Annotated in this window: 15 protein-coding genes; 14 read left to right on the top strand and 1 reads right to left on the bottom strand. The window is 45.2% G+C overall.

Annotated elements, in window-relative coordinates:
* The 10 genes from ABFX15_RS02290 to ABFX15_RS02245 all read left to right on the top strand — a co-directional run.
* The coding region (locus ABFX15_RS02290; RefSeq protein WP_346023912.1) for an RNA-guided endonuclease TnpB family protein at positions 1-281 on the top strand (281 nt) is incomplete at its 5' end.
* A gap of 305 nt (positions 282-586) precedes the next feature.
* Positions 587-1075, top strand: coding sequence for a GNAT family N-acetyltransferase (locus ABFX15_RS02285; protein ID WP_346023911.1), 489 nt, complete (start codon positions 587-589; stop codon positions 1073-1075).
* Positions 1076-1201: 126 nt separating this feature from the next.
* Complete coding sequence (locus tag ABFX15_RS02280) at positions 1202-2578, top strand: M24 family metallopeptidase (RefSeq protein WP_346023910.1); 1377 nt, start codon at positions 1202-1204, stop codon at positions 2576-2578.
* Between the two features lie 525 nt (positions 2579-3103).
* Positions 3104-4300: a hypothetical protein gene (locus ABFX15_RS02275; protein ID WP_346023909.1), complete on the top strand. Its 1197-nt coding sequence runs from the start codon at positions 3104-3106 to the stop codon at positions 4298-4300.
* Between the two features lie 16 nt (positions 4301-4316).
* The gene (locus ABFX15_RS02270; protein WP_346023908.1) at positions 4317-5510 is read left to right on the top strand and encodes a hypothetical protein; all 1194 of its coding nucleotides are present in this window, start codon (positions 4317-4319) and stop codon (positions 5508-5510) included.
* Positions 5507-6451, top strand: coding sequence for an ABC transporter ATP-binding protein (locus ABFX15_RS02265; RefSeq protein WP_346023907.1), 945 nt, complete (start codon positions 5507-5509; stop codon positions 6449-6451). The genes ABFX15_RS02270 and ABFX15_RS02265 overlap by 4 nt, the downstream gene beginning before the upstream one ends.
* On the top strand, positions 6432-7343 hold the full coding sequence (locus ABFX15_RS02260; protein WP_346023906.1) for a hypothetical protein: 912 nt from the start codon (positions 6432-6434) through the stop codon (positions 7341-7343). Before ABFX15_RS02265 ends, ABFX15_RS02260 begins: the two co-directional genes overlap by 20 nt.
* Positions 7344-7356: 13 nt before the next feature.
* Complete coding sequence (locus ABFX15_RS02255) at positions 7357-8052, top strand: hypothetical protein (RefSeq protein WP_346023905.1); 696 nt, start codon at positions 7357-7359, stop codon at positions 8050-8052.
* Positions 8053-8079: 27 nt separating this feature from the next.
* The gene (locus ABFX15_RS02250; protein ID WP_346023904.1) at positions 8080-8772 is read left to right on the top strand and encodes a hypothetical protein; all 693 of its coding nucleotides are present in this window, start codon (positions 8080-8082) and stop codon (positions 8770-8772) included.
* A gap of 98 nt (positions 8773-8870) precedes the next feature.
* Positions 8871-9197 carry a hypothetical protein gene (locus tag ABFX15_RS02245; RefSeq protein ID WP_346023903.1) on the top strand — a complete coding sequence of 109 codons (327 nt, stop codon included), beginning with the start codon at positions 8871-8873 and terminating at the stop codon, positions 9195-9197.
* 78 nt (positions 9198-9275) lie between these two features.
* Here ABFX15_RS02245 and ABFX15_RS02240 read toward each other — a convergent pair whose 3' ends face one another.
* Positions 9276-11471 carry a S8 family peptidase gene (locus ABFX15_RS02240; RefSeq protein ID WP_346023902.1) on the bottom strand — a complete coding sequence of 732 codons (2196 nt, stop codon included), beginning with the start codon at positions 11469-11471 and terminating at the stop codon, positions 9276-9278.
* A gap of 274 nt (positions 11472-11745) precedes the next feature.
* Between ABFX15_RS02240 and ABFX15_RS02235 the strand changes: the two genes are divergently transcribed.
* The 4 genes from ABFX15_RS02235 to ABFX15_RS02220 all read left to right on the top strand — a co-directional run bounded on the left by ABFX15_RS02235 (position 11746) and on the right by ABFX15_RS02220 (position 16516).
* On the top strand, positions 11746-13029 hold the full coding sequence (locus ABFX15_RS02235) for a TIGR02679 domain-containing protein (RefSeq protein WP_346023901.1): 1284 nt from the start codon (positions 11746-11748) through the stop codon (positions 13027-13029).
* 20 nt (positions 13030-13049) lie between these two features.
* Positions 13050-15107, top strand: a complete 2058-nt coding sequence (locus ABFX15_RS02230; RefSeq protein ID WP_346023900.1) for a beta-galactosidase — start codon at positions 13050-13052, stop codon at positions 15105-15107.
* 49 nt (positions 15108-15156) lie between these two features.
* Positions 15157-15387 (top strand): hypothetical protein, encoded by a 231-nt coding sequence (locus tag ABFX15_RS02225; protein WP_346023899.1) that lies wholly within the window; start codon positions 15157-15159, stop codon positions 15385-15387.
* A gap of 163 nt (positions 15388-15550) precedes the next feature.
* Positions 15551-16516 (top strand): LacI family DNA-binding transcriptional regulator, encoded by a 966-nt coding sequence (locus ABFX15_RS02220; protein WP_346023898.1) that lies wholly within the window; start codon positions 15551-15553, stop codon positions 16514-16516.
* Positions 16517-17162: the final 646 nt, after the last annotated feature.

The following is a 17162-nucleotide window of genomic DNA, read 5'->3' as shown; positions in this document are numbered from 1 at the left end:
TGTCCAGTAAGAACCTGATGAAAAATCATAAACTGGCAAAAAGCATTGGTGATGCAGGATGGTATGAATTCATCCGCCAATTAGAATATAAATCCAAGCAAAAAGGACGGACACTTATCAAAGCAGACCGATTCTATCCGTCTAGTCAGGTTTGTTCGAGTTGCGGACACCGAGACGGCAAGAAGCCGCTCAATGTCCGGGAGTGGGACTGCCCGACATGCGGGGAATACCTTGACAGAGATATCAATGCCAGCAAAAACCTCTTGGCATTGGCCAAGTAAAAGAAAATCAATGAGGCAGGGACTGCCTTTTGAGCCTACCCCTATCCGATTCCTCTGTCTGTATGAAGTCTGTGCAGACAAGAATGGAGTTCGTAGGAAGCCCCCACTTCAAAATCCAAAGGATTTAAGTGGTGGGTAGTTCACTGGATATAATAAGATAACAGAATGCATTTTAACAATAAGTTATATCCTCTGGAAAAAGTATGATAGGATAAGAAAAATAATAATGAGATGAAAATCTATATTGACGATATTAATTATTAGGTCACACGAGCTATAGGGGAAGTAATAACGGGGGAGAACACATGCTTTTACTTAGGGAAATTGAAGAAAGAGATAATGACATCATCGGTCAGATCGTTCAGCGGTCGCTTGAAGAAGAAGGACTCAAGATGCAGGGAACAGCATACTACGACCCGTACTTGTTCGAACTGTACGATTATTATCAGAAACCGGACAGACAGTACTGGGTGCTGGAAAAAGACGGAACAGTGATCGGTGGAATCGGGGTCGGTCCATTTGATGAGAAAGAGAAAGTTGGAGAGGTTCAGAAACTCTACATTATTAAAGGGGAGCGTGGGAATGGGTACGCTCATCAGCTGATCAAGAAGGCTATGGATTTTGGAACACAACATTATGATGCACTTTATATTGAAACGTTTGCCTCGTTATCAGATGCCAACCATCTCTACAGTAGATATGGGTTTGAGAAGCTTGAGGCTCCACTTAACGGAACGGAACACAGTGCCTGTGACACCTGGCTGATCAGACGTTATCCCAGAATGGCTGACTAGAGGCCTCAAATGAGAAAACACTTACCCGACATGCCGAATTTCATTCCCTATGATATGATTGACAGGGATGTAAGAGACAGGCGTTTGGTGTATCCTGACTGAAAAACAAGATGGGAAAGGATGGGAATGACAGTGGTAGTTGTAGTCAAAAAAGTTAAGAAGCCAGAAATGGACAACATCAGAAGCAAGGTGATGCTGACGGATGAGACGATCCAGGAACGGTTGAACAAAGTACTTGAACGCATGAAAGACAATGAACTATCTTCATTAATTATCTATGCCGACAAGGAACATGGCAGCAGTTTTGAGTATCTGGTCGGGTTCATTCCTAGATTCGAAGAAGCGCTGCTGGTTTTAAACCAGGATGGATCGGCGACACTTATACTGGGTAATGAGAATATCAGCAAAGCGCCGCATGCACGCATAAAAGCTTTCGGAAGAAAGTGTGCGCTTTTCTCACTGCCGAATCAGCCAATGGGAGAGCTGGATGATTTAGCAGCTGTTCTTCAAGAGACAGATATAGATACGTCCAGTCAAGTCGGCCTTGTCGGCTGGAAGCTGATTCCGGGGATGACTCGTCAGTTCGATATCCCGCAATTTATCGTTAGTGCCCTGGAGACGGTTGCCGGAAAAGACAAGCTTGTCAATACGACAGCGCTTCTGATCGGTCCGGAAAATGGCGCACGAGTGACCATCAATGCCAATGAAGCGGCACATTACGAATACGGAGCAGCTCTGGCATCAGATGCGGTACTGGATGCGATGAATAGCCTGACTGTTGGGGTGAGCGAACTGGAAGTGGGGAACCGTCTCAACAGAGATGGTCAGTACAACAATGTGGTCACGATCTGTGCATTCGGTGACCGATTTATAAAAGGGAATCTTTACCCGACTGATAACAGACTCGAAAAAGGAGACAAAGTGGCCCTGACAGTTTCTTATAAAGGCGGGTTGTCGAGCAGGTCAGGCTATGCCGTGACAAATGAAGAAGAACTTGCTGGAGTAGATGAAGGATACTTAGAAGAGGTCGTCATGCCTTATTTTGAAGCGTATCATTACTGGCTGACGAATCTGAAAATAGGTGTGCGCGGTGGAGACTTTTATGATGCCTTCAATACTTTTTATCCGCAGGACACATACGGCTGGCATCTTTGCCCGGGTCATCTGACGGCAGATGAAGAATGGCTGTCTTCGCCATTTTACAAAGGATCAGAAGCAGTCGTTCAGTCGGGAATGCTGTTTCAAGTCGATTTCATTCCTTCTCAGACTGGCCATAACGGGGTTTCAGCTGAAAGTACGGTCCTTCTAGCAGATGATGAATTGAAGCAGGCCATACGAGCAGACTATCCTGATATGTGGAAACGAATCGAAAGCAGGAGAGCCTATCTGCGTGACGAGCTGGGTATTCAGCTGCCAGAAGATGTGCTGCCGATGGCTGGTACACTTGCGTATTACAGACCCTACATGCTGAACGACGAGTATGCACTGACGATCGAAAATTAAGTGATTGAGTAAAAACTCCCCTGATCGGGGAGTTTTTTCATTATATAGAATAGGAATAAAATAGAAGAGGAGGAAAATTTTCTCGGAAACTTTTTCGAGCCCCTTGTCTACAATGATAAGTGAAGTATAGGGATAAATGTCTTCTTAAACTGCGTTATGAATACAAATTTATGGAGTCTAGTGATGAATCGTACTGATAAACTAGACCGTGAGCAAAATTACTTTAGTTTACGACTCAACTGGTAAGCTGAACTGCATTCTAAAGTGCCATAATGTAGTTTGTTCAGAATATTACGAGTGAAATATACCGAGTGTGTTTCTCACGGGTTCATGATAAATGAACGACTCTAAATTAATGATTAAAGTGAATAACAGTCATATCGGAGCCGATATAACGGCTCATATTATGAAGAAAGTATGAAGAATGACCCGGATTAGAAAAAGATGATAAAACGTCTTTTTTTCTTAGTTTTCTATGATAGAATGATTTAAATAGTACAAATACATAGATAAAGGATCGGTAGAATGTACAAGCAGATTATAGAAGAAACCTTGAAATATATGTGGAGAAATAAGAAGAACAGGCTGGTTATGGCACTCAGCTTGGGCGTCGTGCTGGTACATAGCCTCCTCATTCTGCCTAATCTAACGGAAGATTTTGATGTGGATGTTGCTCAGCTCGAGCGGTCTATCGTCTCAAATCAGCAGACCTTTGAAGACCGTCTAGAAACGGGCCAGACCCTTCCATCCTTTTTTACTGGGACGAGTGCCTATCAGCAAGCCAGAAACGAGTACGTGAATCAGCGTGAACTGCTGACAGCGATTCGGACTGGGGACGCCAGACGCTACCTGACAATTAACTACAGACCACAGGAAGATTCGGGAAGCGTTACGGAAGCTGAAGGGTTCAATATTCCCATACTGGGCTATGCTCAGGAACGGGAGTTTCAGTCGATGAAAAATCAAGTCTACGTTAATGAAGTCGAGCCACTCAGTTTTCACCATATCCACGAACGAACGAGTCTGCAGCAGATGCATCTGTTCCTGATCGGATGGGGCCCATACATACTTATTTTCCTGTTGCTGTTCATGATCAGTGATGTAGTGACAAAAGACAGGAAGCTGACCACTCAAAAACTCGGAGTATCCAAGAACTGGTTTACCTATCTGATGGTCAAGTCTCTGGCTGCTTTGGGCTTTGTTGCGCTGTTCTTTGCTGTCATAACCGGGATTTTCTATCTTGTCAATGGCATTCAGTACGGCTTTGGTTTTGGATCGCTTCCTGCTGGTGTTTTTGAAGCCGCACCTGAAGGCGAACCGTTCCATGCCTCCATCTGGTCTGTTATTGATCTTTCAACATTCTTTATCCGGGCACTGCCGCTTCTCGCTCTGCTTCTCTACGGCTTTACACGTCTGAATACGCTGGTCAGCTTGATTATCAAGCAGGATGTCGTCGTTCTAATTGCTACATCCTTTGCATTGTTATTTCCTTTTCTTTATTACGGGGAAGAAACGACAGAACTGCTGGGCCTTAATATAAGCTGGTATCCTCAAACCTACTATCAGGTGGGAGGTGCGGCAACAGGCATGATCGACGCAATTGTCCAGGAACCTGTTCCGTATTCTAGAGGCATCATTGTCGTGCTTGTTACCCTACTGATTATTGAAGGGCTGAACTACTTGGCATCGAAACTCATTACTAGACAGACATTCTTAGGATAGGAGGCGTTGTATACAGATGAAAACATTAATTAAATGGAACAGCCGGCTGATGCTTCGAGACTGGAAGACACGCCTGCTGCTGATTGGATTCTTTGTCTTTCTTGGGTCCTTTTCCTTGCTTTACAGACAGCAGAATGTGACGTTGCCTGAGATGCAGCTGCGTGCAGAATACAGTGATGCGCATCAGATTTTCCGAATGATTCCGGACGCACACTTTGAAGGAGAAGTAGGTCAGGAAGTCCAGCAGAGACTGGGGCGCAATTCGATCCTGATCGGACTGAACCGCTACATCATGACTCAACGTGAAGGGAATACTGTAGAGGGGCTGGAAGAGGTGGTGTCGGATTATTTAAATAATGGCCGGGAAATGGCTGAAAATAATCTCTATCTTCATGAAGAAACTGATTTTGAATCGTATGATCTTCTTCAAGACGTCTATCTGCCTTCGATAGAAGAAGTGGAGCAGCAGATCGCGTTTTTCAATGCACTTGAAGACAACAACCTTGATATCGAATGGAACCCGTATGCGTCGTCTCAGATTCTTCAGCAGCAGGTTGAACTGTTCGTGACGGTCATCGTGTTCATTGCAATCGCTTTGCTCGCGGGGGATCATTTTACGAAAGATCAAGTAAAGAATTACAGTGTGACCCAGGGGCTGCCTGTTCCTGTTAAAGCTCAGTGGCGGGTTAGAAGCGGGATGCTGTGGTTCCTGACGTGGGTCGTCGCTCTGGGCGGGCTGGCGGCCAGTTATCTCATTTCACTGTTCTTTGAAACGTCTGGCAGCTTGAATTATCCGACTGAAATATATATGAATCAGACCATCAGATACATCCCGCTCTGGCAGTACAGCCTCCTTCTGATCGGAATGGGCATGATTGTCAGTTTCCTGTTTCTGCTGATCATCACCGGACTGAGCTGGATGATCCGAAATGTCTACCTGACCTTGTTCATCACAGCCGGGCTGGTCTTGTCTTATACGTTATGGCAGGTCTTTCCACCACTTACAGGCTGGCAGCCGTCATTCTACACAAACAGCGTAGGCGTTTTGACTGGAGAGATGGCGAAACAGTTCCAGCTTCCAGGCATCGAATTCTGGCGCCTGCCGCTGATTGCCCTGGTGATCTGGCTTACTCTTGAAGGGGCATTTCACTACCTGTTCAGCCTTATTCCGACTCAGTCGCTTGGATTAAAAAGGAGAGAAACTAAATGACATTAACTATCACCGATATGACCGTTGCTTACGGCGATCGTGTTGTACTGGAAAACATCTCGTTTACATTGAACAATGGACAGATCATCGGACTTGTGGCACCGAATGGAACCGGGAAAACGACGCTGTTCAATGCGATCATGCGCTTTATTCCGGTCAGATCCGGGACGATCGAAGTGGATGGGACAGCCTACTCTGCCAAGGACAAGGATGTTCTGGCTCTGCATAAGCTAATCACCTTTTTTCCGAATCAGGCCGATCTGCATGAAAACTTTTCCGGAACGGAGCATATCCAGATGTATGCGGATATGTGGTCAGGCAAGCGCGATCAGGTTCAGGCGATCATCAAACGCCTGGAAATGGAAGACTATGTAGACCGCAAAGTCAGCACCTATTCTCTTGGTATGCGCCAGCGGCTCTGTTTTGCCATGGTGGTGGCGGCAGATACACCGATCATGTTCATGGACGAGGTCATGAACGGACTCGATCCGGAAAACGTGTCGCTCGTCTCTGATATATTGATTGACCTGAGACGCGATGGGAAAATCATCATGGTCGCTTCCCACCTGCTCGACAATCTGGATGAGTATGCGGACAAAGTCTTTTTCCTGAAAGACAAGCAGCTGCATTTTGTCTTAGACCACCATGTTGATAAAATCGACTATTTCAAACTCATGTGTACACAGAAGCAGGCTGAGAAGCTGGAAGAGTCTGTAGCTTTGCCTGAAGGAACCATGCATCTGGGGAACAGCATGCTGTGCATTCCACTTGAAACCCTTAATGAAAAAGAACAGCTGGCCCTTTATCAGATGATTCGTCAGATGAAAGACGGCGCCTTGACAGTGGGACCGCTTGGGACGGGAGAATATTATTCTCATCTCTACGGCCTGGAACTTCATTCTTACGACAGGGGGCATGAGCATGAGACTGAACCGGTTTAAACTGTCCGTCAAGCTGACTGGACTGAGCGGTGTACTTATGCTGCTTTCCGGCTGTGCCGGCTTTACAGGTCTCCGCTCACCGCATTATGATGGGGGGCCGATCGAACCTGATGAGGAAGCGATTGAGCGCTACAGCGAATCAGCCCAGGTGGATGAGGCATTCGAAGGTATCTATAGACGGTATCCGCTGAGCAGCCGATTAAGAGAGGACGTACTGGACTTTTCTGACGCAGGCTCTTTTGAACTGAACGAAGGGGAGTATAGTGTAGGCGAAGACTTGCCTGAAGGTCGGGTTTATATTCAAAGTGAGTCGAGCGATTTCAGGCCTGAATTCTGGATCATCCACACAGCACACGTCGTGATTAGAGACGAAACTGATTCAGTGGCTTTTGATCAGCATTTTCAGAATGAAACTGGCGTGATGCAGGCCTATGTCGATTTGCGAGAAGGCTACACGGTTGAGGTAAGCGGGAATGATCCAATCCTTTATGTGGACTATTCTGGAGAAACCGGGAGCAACTGGGTGAACACCGGGCTCGGTGAAGAGCAGATCACACTGACATCCGGACACTACAGTGTAGGAACGCACCTGTCACCCGGGCAGTATACGATAGAAAGTGCTACGGGTCCTAGGGCTTCGGAACTTTATCTCCTTTCTGAGAATGATGAGGTAGCCATTATTGAACTGCACTCGCGTATGAATCCTGCCGGGGTCATCAGCGCAGAAGACAATCAGTCGCTGCTTGAACGAGGGCAGATTACCCCGGAAATATATGAAATGAATGAAATGCAGAGACAGAGGTTTGAAGAAGACAAGCCGGTGATCGACCTGAATGAAGGAGATGTTCTTTATCTGCCGATGGTCGACCAGCTGTTACTGGAAGAGAAGTAGAAGGAGCTAACCTATGTATGAATCCTGGACCGAAGCCGAACGGTTCTATACACTAATCATGCCTTGGACCATCATCGGCCTGGCTGTCCTTGTGTTTGTCTATATTTTTATTTATTCATACACAGCCAAGGGCCAGAAGCTGAGGAAAGGGACTAATTTAAGTGTGATCAGTATCCTTTTACTCAGTCTGCTGTATTTTGTCTTCGGTCATCTCCGCTACAGCTTCTGGGTGGAGCAGAATGATTACATTCACCCCGGAATCAGAGAATATACTTATATCTTAGGGATTCGGTCAGATGAGGATCGGCAGGTCATAAGAGCCCAGCGTCAGAGCCCGTCTCTTTATAGACAATTGAATGCACTGGAAAAATATGAAGCTGACGCTAGGGTACAGCCAATGATTTACGATTATCTGGGATCCAGAGACGATACCCATTATTTTTCTTTCGGAGACGAAGACCAGTATGCGTTTAGGATCAGGGGTACTGTAGAGTGGACCCAAGGCGAACGGGAAGTTCACGGCTGGCAGTTCAGGCTGACAGATGACCGCTTCGAGACATTAGGTTTTGCAAACGACTTTGACCCCATTTTTGACATCCTTCTGTTACCTGAAACAGAGCAGAGAGAGCTGGCCGACTTGTCTGAATACCGTATGACTGCAATTAGTGAAGTTTATCCGAATTGGATTTTCCCAAATCAGCGTGACTAAGACAAGATATTAGAATAGGAGAGACCTATGTTTAGACAATGGATGGCAGCTGAACAGTTTTATACATTTATATTACCGGCTATGGCAATTGCCTTAGTCATATTGGCAGGAGTCTATCTGTTCATTCTGATTTACACCGACCGGAAGACGAGAGCGCAGAAAATCGGTCATCTGGTGTTTTTCAGTCTACTGACACCTGCTCTTATATACGGGCTATGGGCACACCAATCTCACAATTTCTGGCTTGATCAGAATGACTATATTCATCCAGGGATAAGAGACCGAGCAACGATTTTTGGAATGGAAACTACTGAAGATCCGGTCATTGTCAATGCTTACAGAAGATCAGAGTCCTTAGGTGAGAATCTGACTCAGCTTGAGATGTACGAGGATCAGGAAGTGACCCGCGACTTCCCCTATACCTATGTAGGGTCAAACGGCAATCAGCACTATTTTTCATATGGAGAAGATGAGGCTTACACTTTTCGTCTGGACGGTGTGGTTCACTGGTCTGAGGACGCGAATTATCTGAGAGGGCGCGAACACCGATTGGTCGATGAACAGTTTCAGGAAATCGGCTTTTATAATGAACACCACATCATTTTTGAAGCCCTGCACTTGACCGACGATGAACAGGAAGTGGATCCGTCCCGTATGGAAAACTACTATTCGGTCACCGATATGATCGGAGGCTGGCTGTTTGGACGGCAGTTTTATTAATTGAGTATCAGACAGTGATATTTCATTTTAAAAAGATTGTATTTTCTGAGGTTGCCTTGTAGAATATAGTAAGTATATGAATTAAAGGAGATTATAAAATGGATCTTGAATTATTCACGGAATTTAGATTAGTGTTTGGCATTATCCTGGCTATATTAGTGCTGTTTTTAGTTCTTTCTCTTGTTCCAAAAGGCAGAGACACTGTAGTGACTTTCTTTTCAGTTCTGGCTATTTCCATTTCACATCTGGCAATTGCTACAGCTTTGCTGATTGTTGAAAATACCTTCCTTGAAGACTTTACTTTAGATGGGGATTCACTGACGTTCTACATGTTCCTAGGCGTTGTCCTGTTGGCTATTCTGAACCCGATTATTTACAAGCTTAGAAACAAGTCAGGGAGAAGACGGTCGTATTCATTTAAATAAATAGAAAAAGGATCGCCCAACATCGGGTGATCCTTTTTTGTTTAGATATTACATTATATCGATCAGCTAATGGCCGTTCTACTGCTTAGGTTTACCGCCGAAGAAGTAGAATCCTCCACCAACTGAAGTCAGGATAACGAGGCCTCCAACCAGTACAACTGGGAGTTCGCTGTCTCCGTCACCGAATGAAGCACGTGTCGATTCTTCAGTTTCATCTTCTTCCGATTCTTCTTCAGGTTCCTCGGTTACTTCTTCTATTTCTTCCGGTTCTTCACTGCTTAAAATGGCAGCTTCCAGTTCTATCGGATCAAAGACAGCCATAGTCGCAACCGATGCAGTCTGTCCAACTACCGCGCTGTTAGTATAGGTGTCGCCAAGTAGAATCCATTCTTCCTGATCCGTGTTCCACTCGTATAACTGGTGCTGATTGGCTTCAGCCTGTTCTGTAAAGAAGCGGTAAGTCATCTGTTCAGGGAAAGATGTAATAATCTGGTCATTCTGTTCAATTGAGAAGTCGATCAGATCGCTGTGAGCAGTCTCACTGTAGTCCAGAGGCTCCTGAACTGTTTCGAAAGACAGGAAAGCCTCTCCTTCAGTCAGGTTAGCTGCCGGAATGACCCATTCCATATCGATACGTACAATCAGTAGTGTAATATTTCGGCTTCTGATCGATTCAACTTGTTCTGGAGTAAGATTGACTCGCTCTATATATTCCAGTGACGAGTCAAAGGAGATTGCCAGCAAGCCATTATCTGCAACAGCTTCCAGGTCTTCGCCATCGATGACTGCCATCCCGTTCATCTCTGAAGGGCGGATCCATACCGTACTCTGAAGAGGCTCTTCTTCTTCATCAGCATCTGATGCGTCGTCTTGACCATCCTCTGATTCCTGATCCTCAGCTGGCTCTTCTTCAGGGGACGAATCGTCTTCCAGGTCATCCTGAGGGGATTCGGTATCGTCTATTTCTTCCGAATCCTGTTCTTCTCCATTACCGTTTTCATCAGTATCTTCATCAGTTATACCGTCTTCTGTTTCAGTGTCGTCATCTGAGTCAGATTCCGTATCATCTTCTTCAGTAGGGCCATCTTCGACGTCTTCTTCGGACTCGGGCTCTTCCATCTGTTCAGGAAGATAATGAACGAGTCCGTATCCATAAATCGGATCTCGACCTTCCTCACCAAGGTCTCTAGCTTTTTCAGCCATCCGTGCTCTTATCTGAGCAGCTGATTCCTCTGGATATTTCTGCATCAGTAGTGCAGCAATCCCTGCGACGTGAGGAGTAGCTTGGGACGTGCCGGACATTGTTCTGAAACTATCTGGTCCATCGATGCCTAAACCTAATATTTGTAGACCAGGAGCAGCTAGCTCATTTTGTTCTCCTCTTTTAGAATCTGAAACAATTGAACGATTACTATCTAAATTTGAAACAGCAATCACTTCACTGTGTGCAGCAGGAAAGTCAACATCTGTATTTGAAGAATCTTTTATGTTTCCACTAGCAGCAACAACTAATATACCACTAGATTCGGCTATCTTGATGACAGCATGAACTGCGGGATTCTCATTTTCATACCCAGAACTTAAGGATATAATATCCATATTATTATCAATAGCCCAGTTAAGACCATTTAATAGGTTGCTGATAGAGGTAGTTTCTTCTTTATCGAAGATTTTCACACCATACAATTCGACACCCGGAGCTGTTCCTGCTGCCGGGCTATTTTGGTTTGCTCCAATAATTCCAGCAACGTGTGTGCCGTGACCATCATGATCTTCATACCAGTTACTGCTTTCAAAAACACTGTGACCACCTGTAAAACTAATGTCGTTGTGGTCTCTATTGAAGCCGGTATCCAGTACAGCTACTTTTACACCTTGACCAGTGACCCCTTCATCCCAGGCATCGAATGTACCAATCATATCCTGATTCCAATTATCACTCCTGCTACTGTGGGTGATAGAGGAATCTGATTTATATACTATCTGGTCGTAAGTAATACGGCTGACATTTTCCATTAGACTAATATCCTTAACCGAAGAAGAAGGGACAGTCATCATCTGTATGGGAGCAACCGTAAGGGTCTCCACATTTTTAAAAGATGGATCAAGATCTTCTTCTGCTGGGGGATTTTTAGTGTATTCAACGATGATATCTATGTACTCATCGGAATTATCAAGGTCATGAGCCAAGGCAGAAGTGGCTGGTAAAAGTATACCAAGTACAAGAACCACTGCGCAGGCTGCACGCCATAGCATTACACGTTTTTTATTCACTAATCAAAAGCTCCTTTTTCTCACAAATTCATTTGGGACATTGTGCTGTCTTTAATAGACAGATTTAATAAAATACTAATCTCATGCGTTTTCTATGAAAATTGCGTCATTACAAGTATCTTATCACAAGCCGGAGATTGGTGAAGGGTTAAATGCATGTTAAAAATGAAAATAATTAGAGTGTTGTCACAATTTGTTAAAAAAATTCAGAATAAGGTGATTTAGTGGTAAGATGTAGGGGAAATCACCCGCAGGAAAGGAGTTACGTCTGAAAATGACTGACTTGAATGAAGCGATTCAGTTTTTTGAATCTCAGCCTGGAATGGATAAACTGTTCAAGCTGTTAAGAGATGAACTGCTTACGCATCGTAGAATCAAAGGACACGTTAAGCTGGATGGGTTTTCTCTTATAGAGCTGGAGTCCATTGCTCATTTTTTTCAAGTATCCATTGATTCACTTAAAATCAAAGGCCGAGTTGACCTTGAAGCCTTCAACAGGAAACTGGATAGCCCGCCATTCAATGGAATTGATCTTACACAGTTGTTGGAGGCCTATTTTGACGAAAAGCTGCTGACATTATCTACTAAAGAAGAACGCTCGCTGTATCTTAAAACGCTGGAAAAGGAATTTTCCCTCCTGAAAGACTGGCTGGCTTATTTGCGCACCCATAGCCGAGATGTAAGATGGATCCACGATATGATAGAGGAGTCGAGCCATCAGTTTGAACAGCATGTGCTGTACTTATCCGAAGGCATCCGTCTGCTTCCGAGTCGACCGATCCGCCTGTCAGTGTTCAGTCAGATCATCACATTAACCGCTGATGCTTTTCAGCCTTCCAGTCCATTAGGAAAACTGTGGCTGCATGTTCTGGCGGAAACGAAACGCCTGCATGCTATCGAACCGATCCGTCTGCCTGAAAACAGAAAAAATGAAGACAAGCTGTTGAAGGAGTTCAACTTGTTCAGAGAAGATATTTCTGATTCTGTTACGGTGGCCAATCTCTTTGCCGAGACTCAGACCGGGTATCATCCAATGTGGGAAGCAGCAGTACATTCGAGAAGTGTGCTGACTGTTCCATTGAGAGAAGTGATCAAGCTGACGGCGGTTTATCCGGCTCACGAAACCGGCATCGTTTATGTCGTAGATGATCCCGAGCTGTTTACCCGCATTCTGGATGAGGTGCCTTCGATACCGATGATCTGTACAAAAGAAGAGTGGACCTGTGCCATCTGGGAAGTCTTTGACCGGATCGAGGACAGCGGATTCAACATTCGCTTCATCGGGAACTTTACCCCAGAAGGCATCGTCCGGGCCGAAGAACTGCTCCTTCATTATCCGACGCAGTCCAGAACGTGGAGGATGGACATTCCAACCTATCTTAATTCTCGAAATTTTAATGAGTATTTAAGCGACAAAGACTGCGAACTGCTGGACAAGCATCATCTCGACTACCTTGCTTGCCTGAAAGATGAAATGAGAGACCGACGACAGGCGGGTTACCTGATGAACGTAGCGGATGATCTGATCAATGAACTGAAAACATATTACAATAAGTAGTGGGAAGAGAGGAATAACAAGTGGATAGAATAAGAGTAACTGACGACAAGCGCCTGCTCCATGGCGGCGACTACAACCCGGACCAATGGCTGGACTATCCGGATATACTTGAAGAAGACGTTAAGCTGATGAAAAAAGCGCACACCAACACCTTCTCTATCGGAATATTTGCCTGGGCGGCGCTGGAGCCTGAAGAAGGCGTATATCATTTCGAGTGGCTCGATCAAGTCATTGAACGGATCGCATCGATCGATGGGCGCTTTATTCTGGCCACTCCGAGTGGGGCAAGGCCGGCATGGATGTCAAAGAATCATCCTGAAGTGCTGCGTGTCGATTCGCTCAGACGCAAGCAGCTCCATGGGGCGCGTCATAACCACTGTTTTTCTTCTCCATACTATAGAAGAAAAACGCAGGAAATGAATACCCTGCTGGCGGAGCGATATGGGGATCACCCTGCTTTGCTGATGTGGCACATTTCCAATGAATTCGGCGGAGAATGTCACTGTGAGCTGTGTCAGGAGAATTTCCGGGCCTGGCTCAAAAATAAGTATGACAACGATCTGGATAAGTTGAATCACGCGTGGTGGGGGCCGTTCTGGAGCCATACGATTACAGAATGGGATCAGATCGAGTCACCTTCACCGATTGGGGAAAGTGCTGTTCACGGCATGAATCTGGACTGGCGTCGCTTTGTCTCTTATCAGACGATCGACTTTTATAAAAATGAAATCGTTCCATTGAGAGAACGGACACCAGACGTCCCGATTACGACAAACTTCATGTCGGACAATCCGGAGTTTGTGCCGTTTACTGCACTTGATTACAGTCAGTTTGCCAAGGAAGTGGACGTCATCAGTTGGGACGCCTACCCGGCCTGGCATAATGATCAGGAAGATACACCGACGCTGGCCTCACGTGTCGCCTTCTTAAATGATCACTTCTACAATATGAAGCATCAGCCGTTCCTGCTTATGGAATCGACACCGAGCCTGGTCAACTGGCATGATGTGAACAAAGCCAAACGTCCAGGCATGCATTTTCTGTCTTCCATGCAGATGCTCGCACATGGGTCAGACAGCATCCTGTACTTCCAGTGGCGCAAGTCCCGCGGGTCATCGGAAAAGTTCCACGGAGCTGTCGTCGATCACGACCGGTCCAGCGAAAACAGGGTCTTTAAGGAAGTGGCACAGCTCGGTCAGGCAATGGAAACTTTGTCGGAGCATGTCGTCGGATACCAGCGCAAAGCAGATGTCGGTATTCTGTATGATGTGGAAAGTGACTGGGCGCTGAAAGATGCTCAAGGCTTCGGACTTAAGACGAAGCATTATGGAGAAACCCTTCAGAAACATTATCAGGCTTTCTGGGAACAAAACATTGCGGTAAATGTACTGTCAAAAGAAGATGATTTGGAGCATTATAAAATTCTTCTGATTCCAATGCTTTACATGGTGTCTGAAGAAACGGTAGCCAAGCTTCAGGCTTATGTCAAGAACGGTGGAACGCTAGTCGGGACCTACATCACTGGCTTAGTCGATGAGTCCGATCTGACGTATCTTGGGGGCTGGTATGGCCCGCTGAAAGAGATGTTCGGAATCGAACCGACTGAAACGGATACTTTTTATCCATTGGACCGAAACCATGTCTCCTACAAAGGCCAGTCCTATGAAGCGAGAGACTATGCGACACTTATGAATATGGCTGGAGCTGAAACGCTGGGAACTTATGAAGAAGACTTCTACAAGGGGACATCAGCGGTTACTCGAAATGAGTACCATAATGGACAGACATATTATATCGGAGCCCGTCTTGACGATGCCTTTCATCAAGCTTTTTACGGTGAACTGATCGATGCACTGGGACTGAAAGCCCCGCTGGATCTCAGACATAAAAGAGGCGTCTCTGTTCAGGCAAGAGAAGCTGAGGGTAGACAGACCATCTTCATCATGAACTTCACTGAAGAAACGCAGGCGATTGAGATCATGGAAGATGTGACAGATCTGCAGACCCATTCTCCATTGTCTGGGACGCTTGATCTGGCACCTTACGAAGTTAGAGTGGTCGAGAAAGTCGTAAGCTAGTTGAACGGTAGGGGGGCTGATAACTGGAGCCTTCCCTATTTTGCTAATAATGGTGATAGAACAAGTTGAGAATAGGGGAGAGAGACGATTTTTTTCATTTCTTATGATGCTGGCTACTCTGTCAATGACGATCTGGGCGATTGTGTGTGCCATGAATATGGTAGCTGTAATCGAAAAAGTACATAAAGACAAAGAGTATGACTACGATATGTTCTGGCTGACGGCTTTCTTTACTGTGATCATTACTGTGCTGATCTTTCTTCTGGTTGATGCACGTTAAAGATGTAAACTATTTTTTTTGTTAGATTATCCCCGGTGAATTGGGCTGTAATTGAAAGTTCACAGTTTTCATTGAAATTATTCTAAAAGAGTGTATCGATTCTTGATATAATATAGGATGAATAGATGAAAAGTAAGATTGAGAAAGAGAAAGGAGAACGCATTTGGTCACATTAAATGATGTTGCAAAAAAAGCCAATGTTTCCAAAATGACTGTTTCCCGTGTCATCAATCACCCGGAACAAGTGACTGATGAGTTGAAGCAGCTGGTCTATGAAGCCATGCAGGAACTGAACTACCGGCCGAACATTGCTGCCAAAGCATTGGCTAACAACCGAACTCAAATTATTAAACTGCTTATCCTGGAAGAAATGGATACAACTGAACCGTATTATATGTTTCTGCTGACTGGTATTGCGAATGAGCTGGATAAGTATGCGTACAGCCTTCAGCTTCTCACTCACAAAAACGTACAGATCGGGGATTCCGACGGCTATATCGTCTGCGGCATGCGTGATGAACACAAGGAACTGGTGGAAAGTCTGAAGAAACCGACAGTGATTTACGGTCAGAATGACATTGGCTACGATTTTGTCGACAGCAACAATCAGAAGAGTATGGAACAAGCAACGGAATTTGCCATTCAGGACGGCTACGATAAGATTGTCTATATCGGTATTGATGTCGATCAGCCCTTTGCCCATGCCAGAGAAAAAGGCTATGCTCAAGTCATGGATGCACATGGCCTGGAAAAGAATGTCTACCGTCTGGAAAACCGCTCGAGGTATTCTGCTGCATTCATCCGGGAGAATCTGGATCGTTTTCCTAAAAACACGCTGTTCCTCTGCGCATCCGACCGGTTGGGGCTGGGTGTTATCCGTGAAATCAAGGAAATGGGATTTGATATTCCTAACGACTATGGGGTCATAGGACACGACGGCGTGTTCCTGGACCAGATCGCCTATCCTCACCTGACGACCCTCAAGCAGTCTACAGCCGAAATGGGTGCAGCCTGTGCCCGAATGGTTCTGAACAAGGTGAAAGAAAATGGCAAGTCTCAAGGAAACGAGCTTTTTGAAACTGAACTGAAGCTGGGCGGAACGACCCGAAATCAGGCGGAAGTAAAGTAAATCATGAGAGAATAACAGTTAGGACTGAAGCGCACGACCGGCTTCAGTCCTTTTTTGGTTTAGAAATCTGTGGGGCAGACTATGACAAGAGGGCTGAGCAGAGTTAGATGGAGTTTAATCTAGAAGATATGGAGATTAGTATTGTTAGCGCGTATCTAGCTGGAGGTCAGCTTTTGCTTTGGGCGAGGAACTGTAAGTAGAGCGGATCTAGTTATAGTTCCTGAAAAAGTAGGACCTGAAAGTGAAACGAGAAGCCCTCTAGCGGAAGCAATAAAGACGATTTTAGAATAAGCTAGAACTAAAGCTTTTCTAGCATCAGTTTATTCTCCCGAATAGGAACTGAACTATAAGTAGAATCGTCCTATCTGTAGTATGTACAAAAGGATCTTCAATAAGGTATAACTAGGCGCAGGCCTAGTTACATTTTAGATAGCATGGAAATGTCTGAACTGCAAAGAGAATCGGTCGATGACAAGAATGGCAGAAAAATAATAAGGAATTGATAAGTTCTCTAATGTAGAAAGGAAATAGCTGTGGCTATTTCCAGCCGATCTTCAAGTGTCCTGAACCCTGAAAGAACTACTTTTTTAGATCCATTATCTTAATATAATTAAGGTATGATTACCTTTTCAGCACCTTCGTTGTC

It is taken from the genome of Alkalibacterium indicireducens, assembly GCF_039522005.1.
Lineage (GTDB): Bacteria > Bacillota > Bacilli > Lactobacillales > Carnobacteriaceae_A > Alkalibacterium > Alkalibacterium indicireducens.
This window is presented reverse-complemented; position numbering and strand designations above follow the sequence as displayed.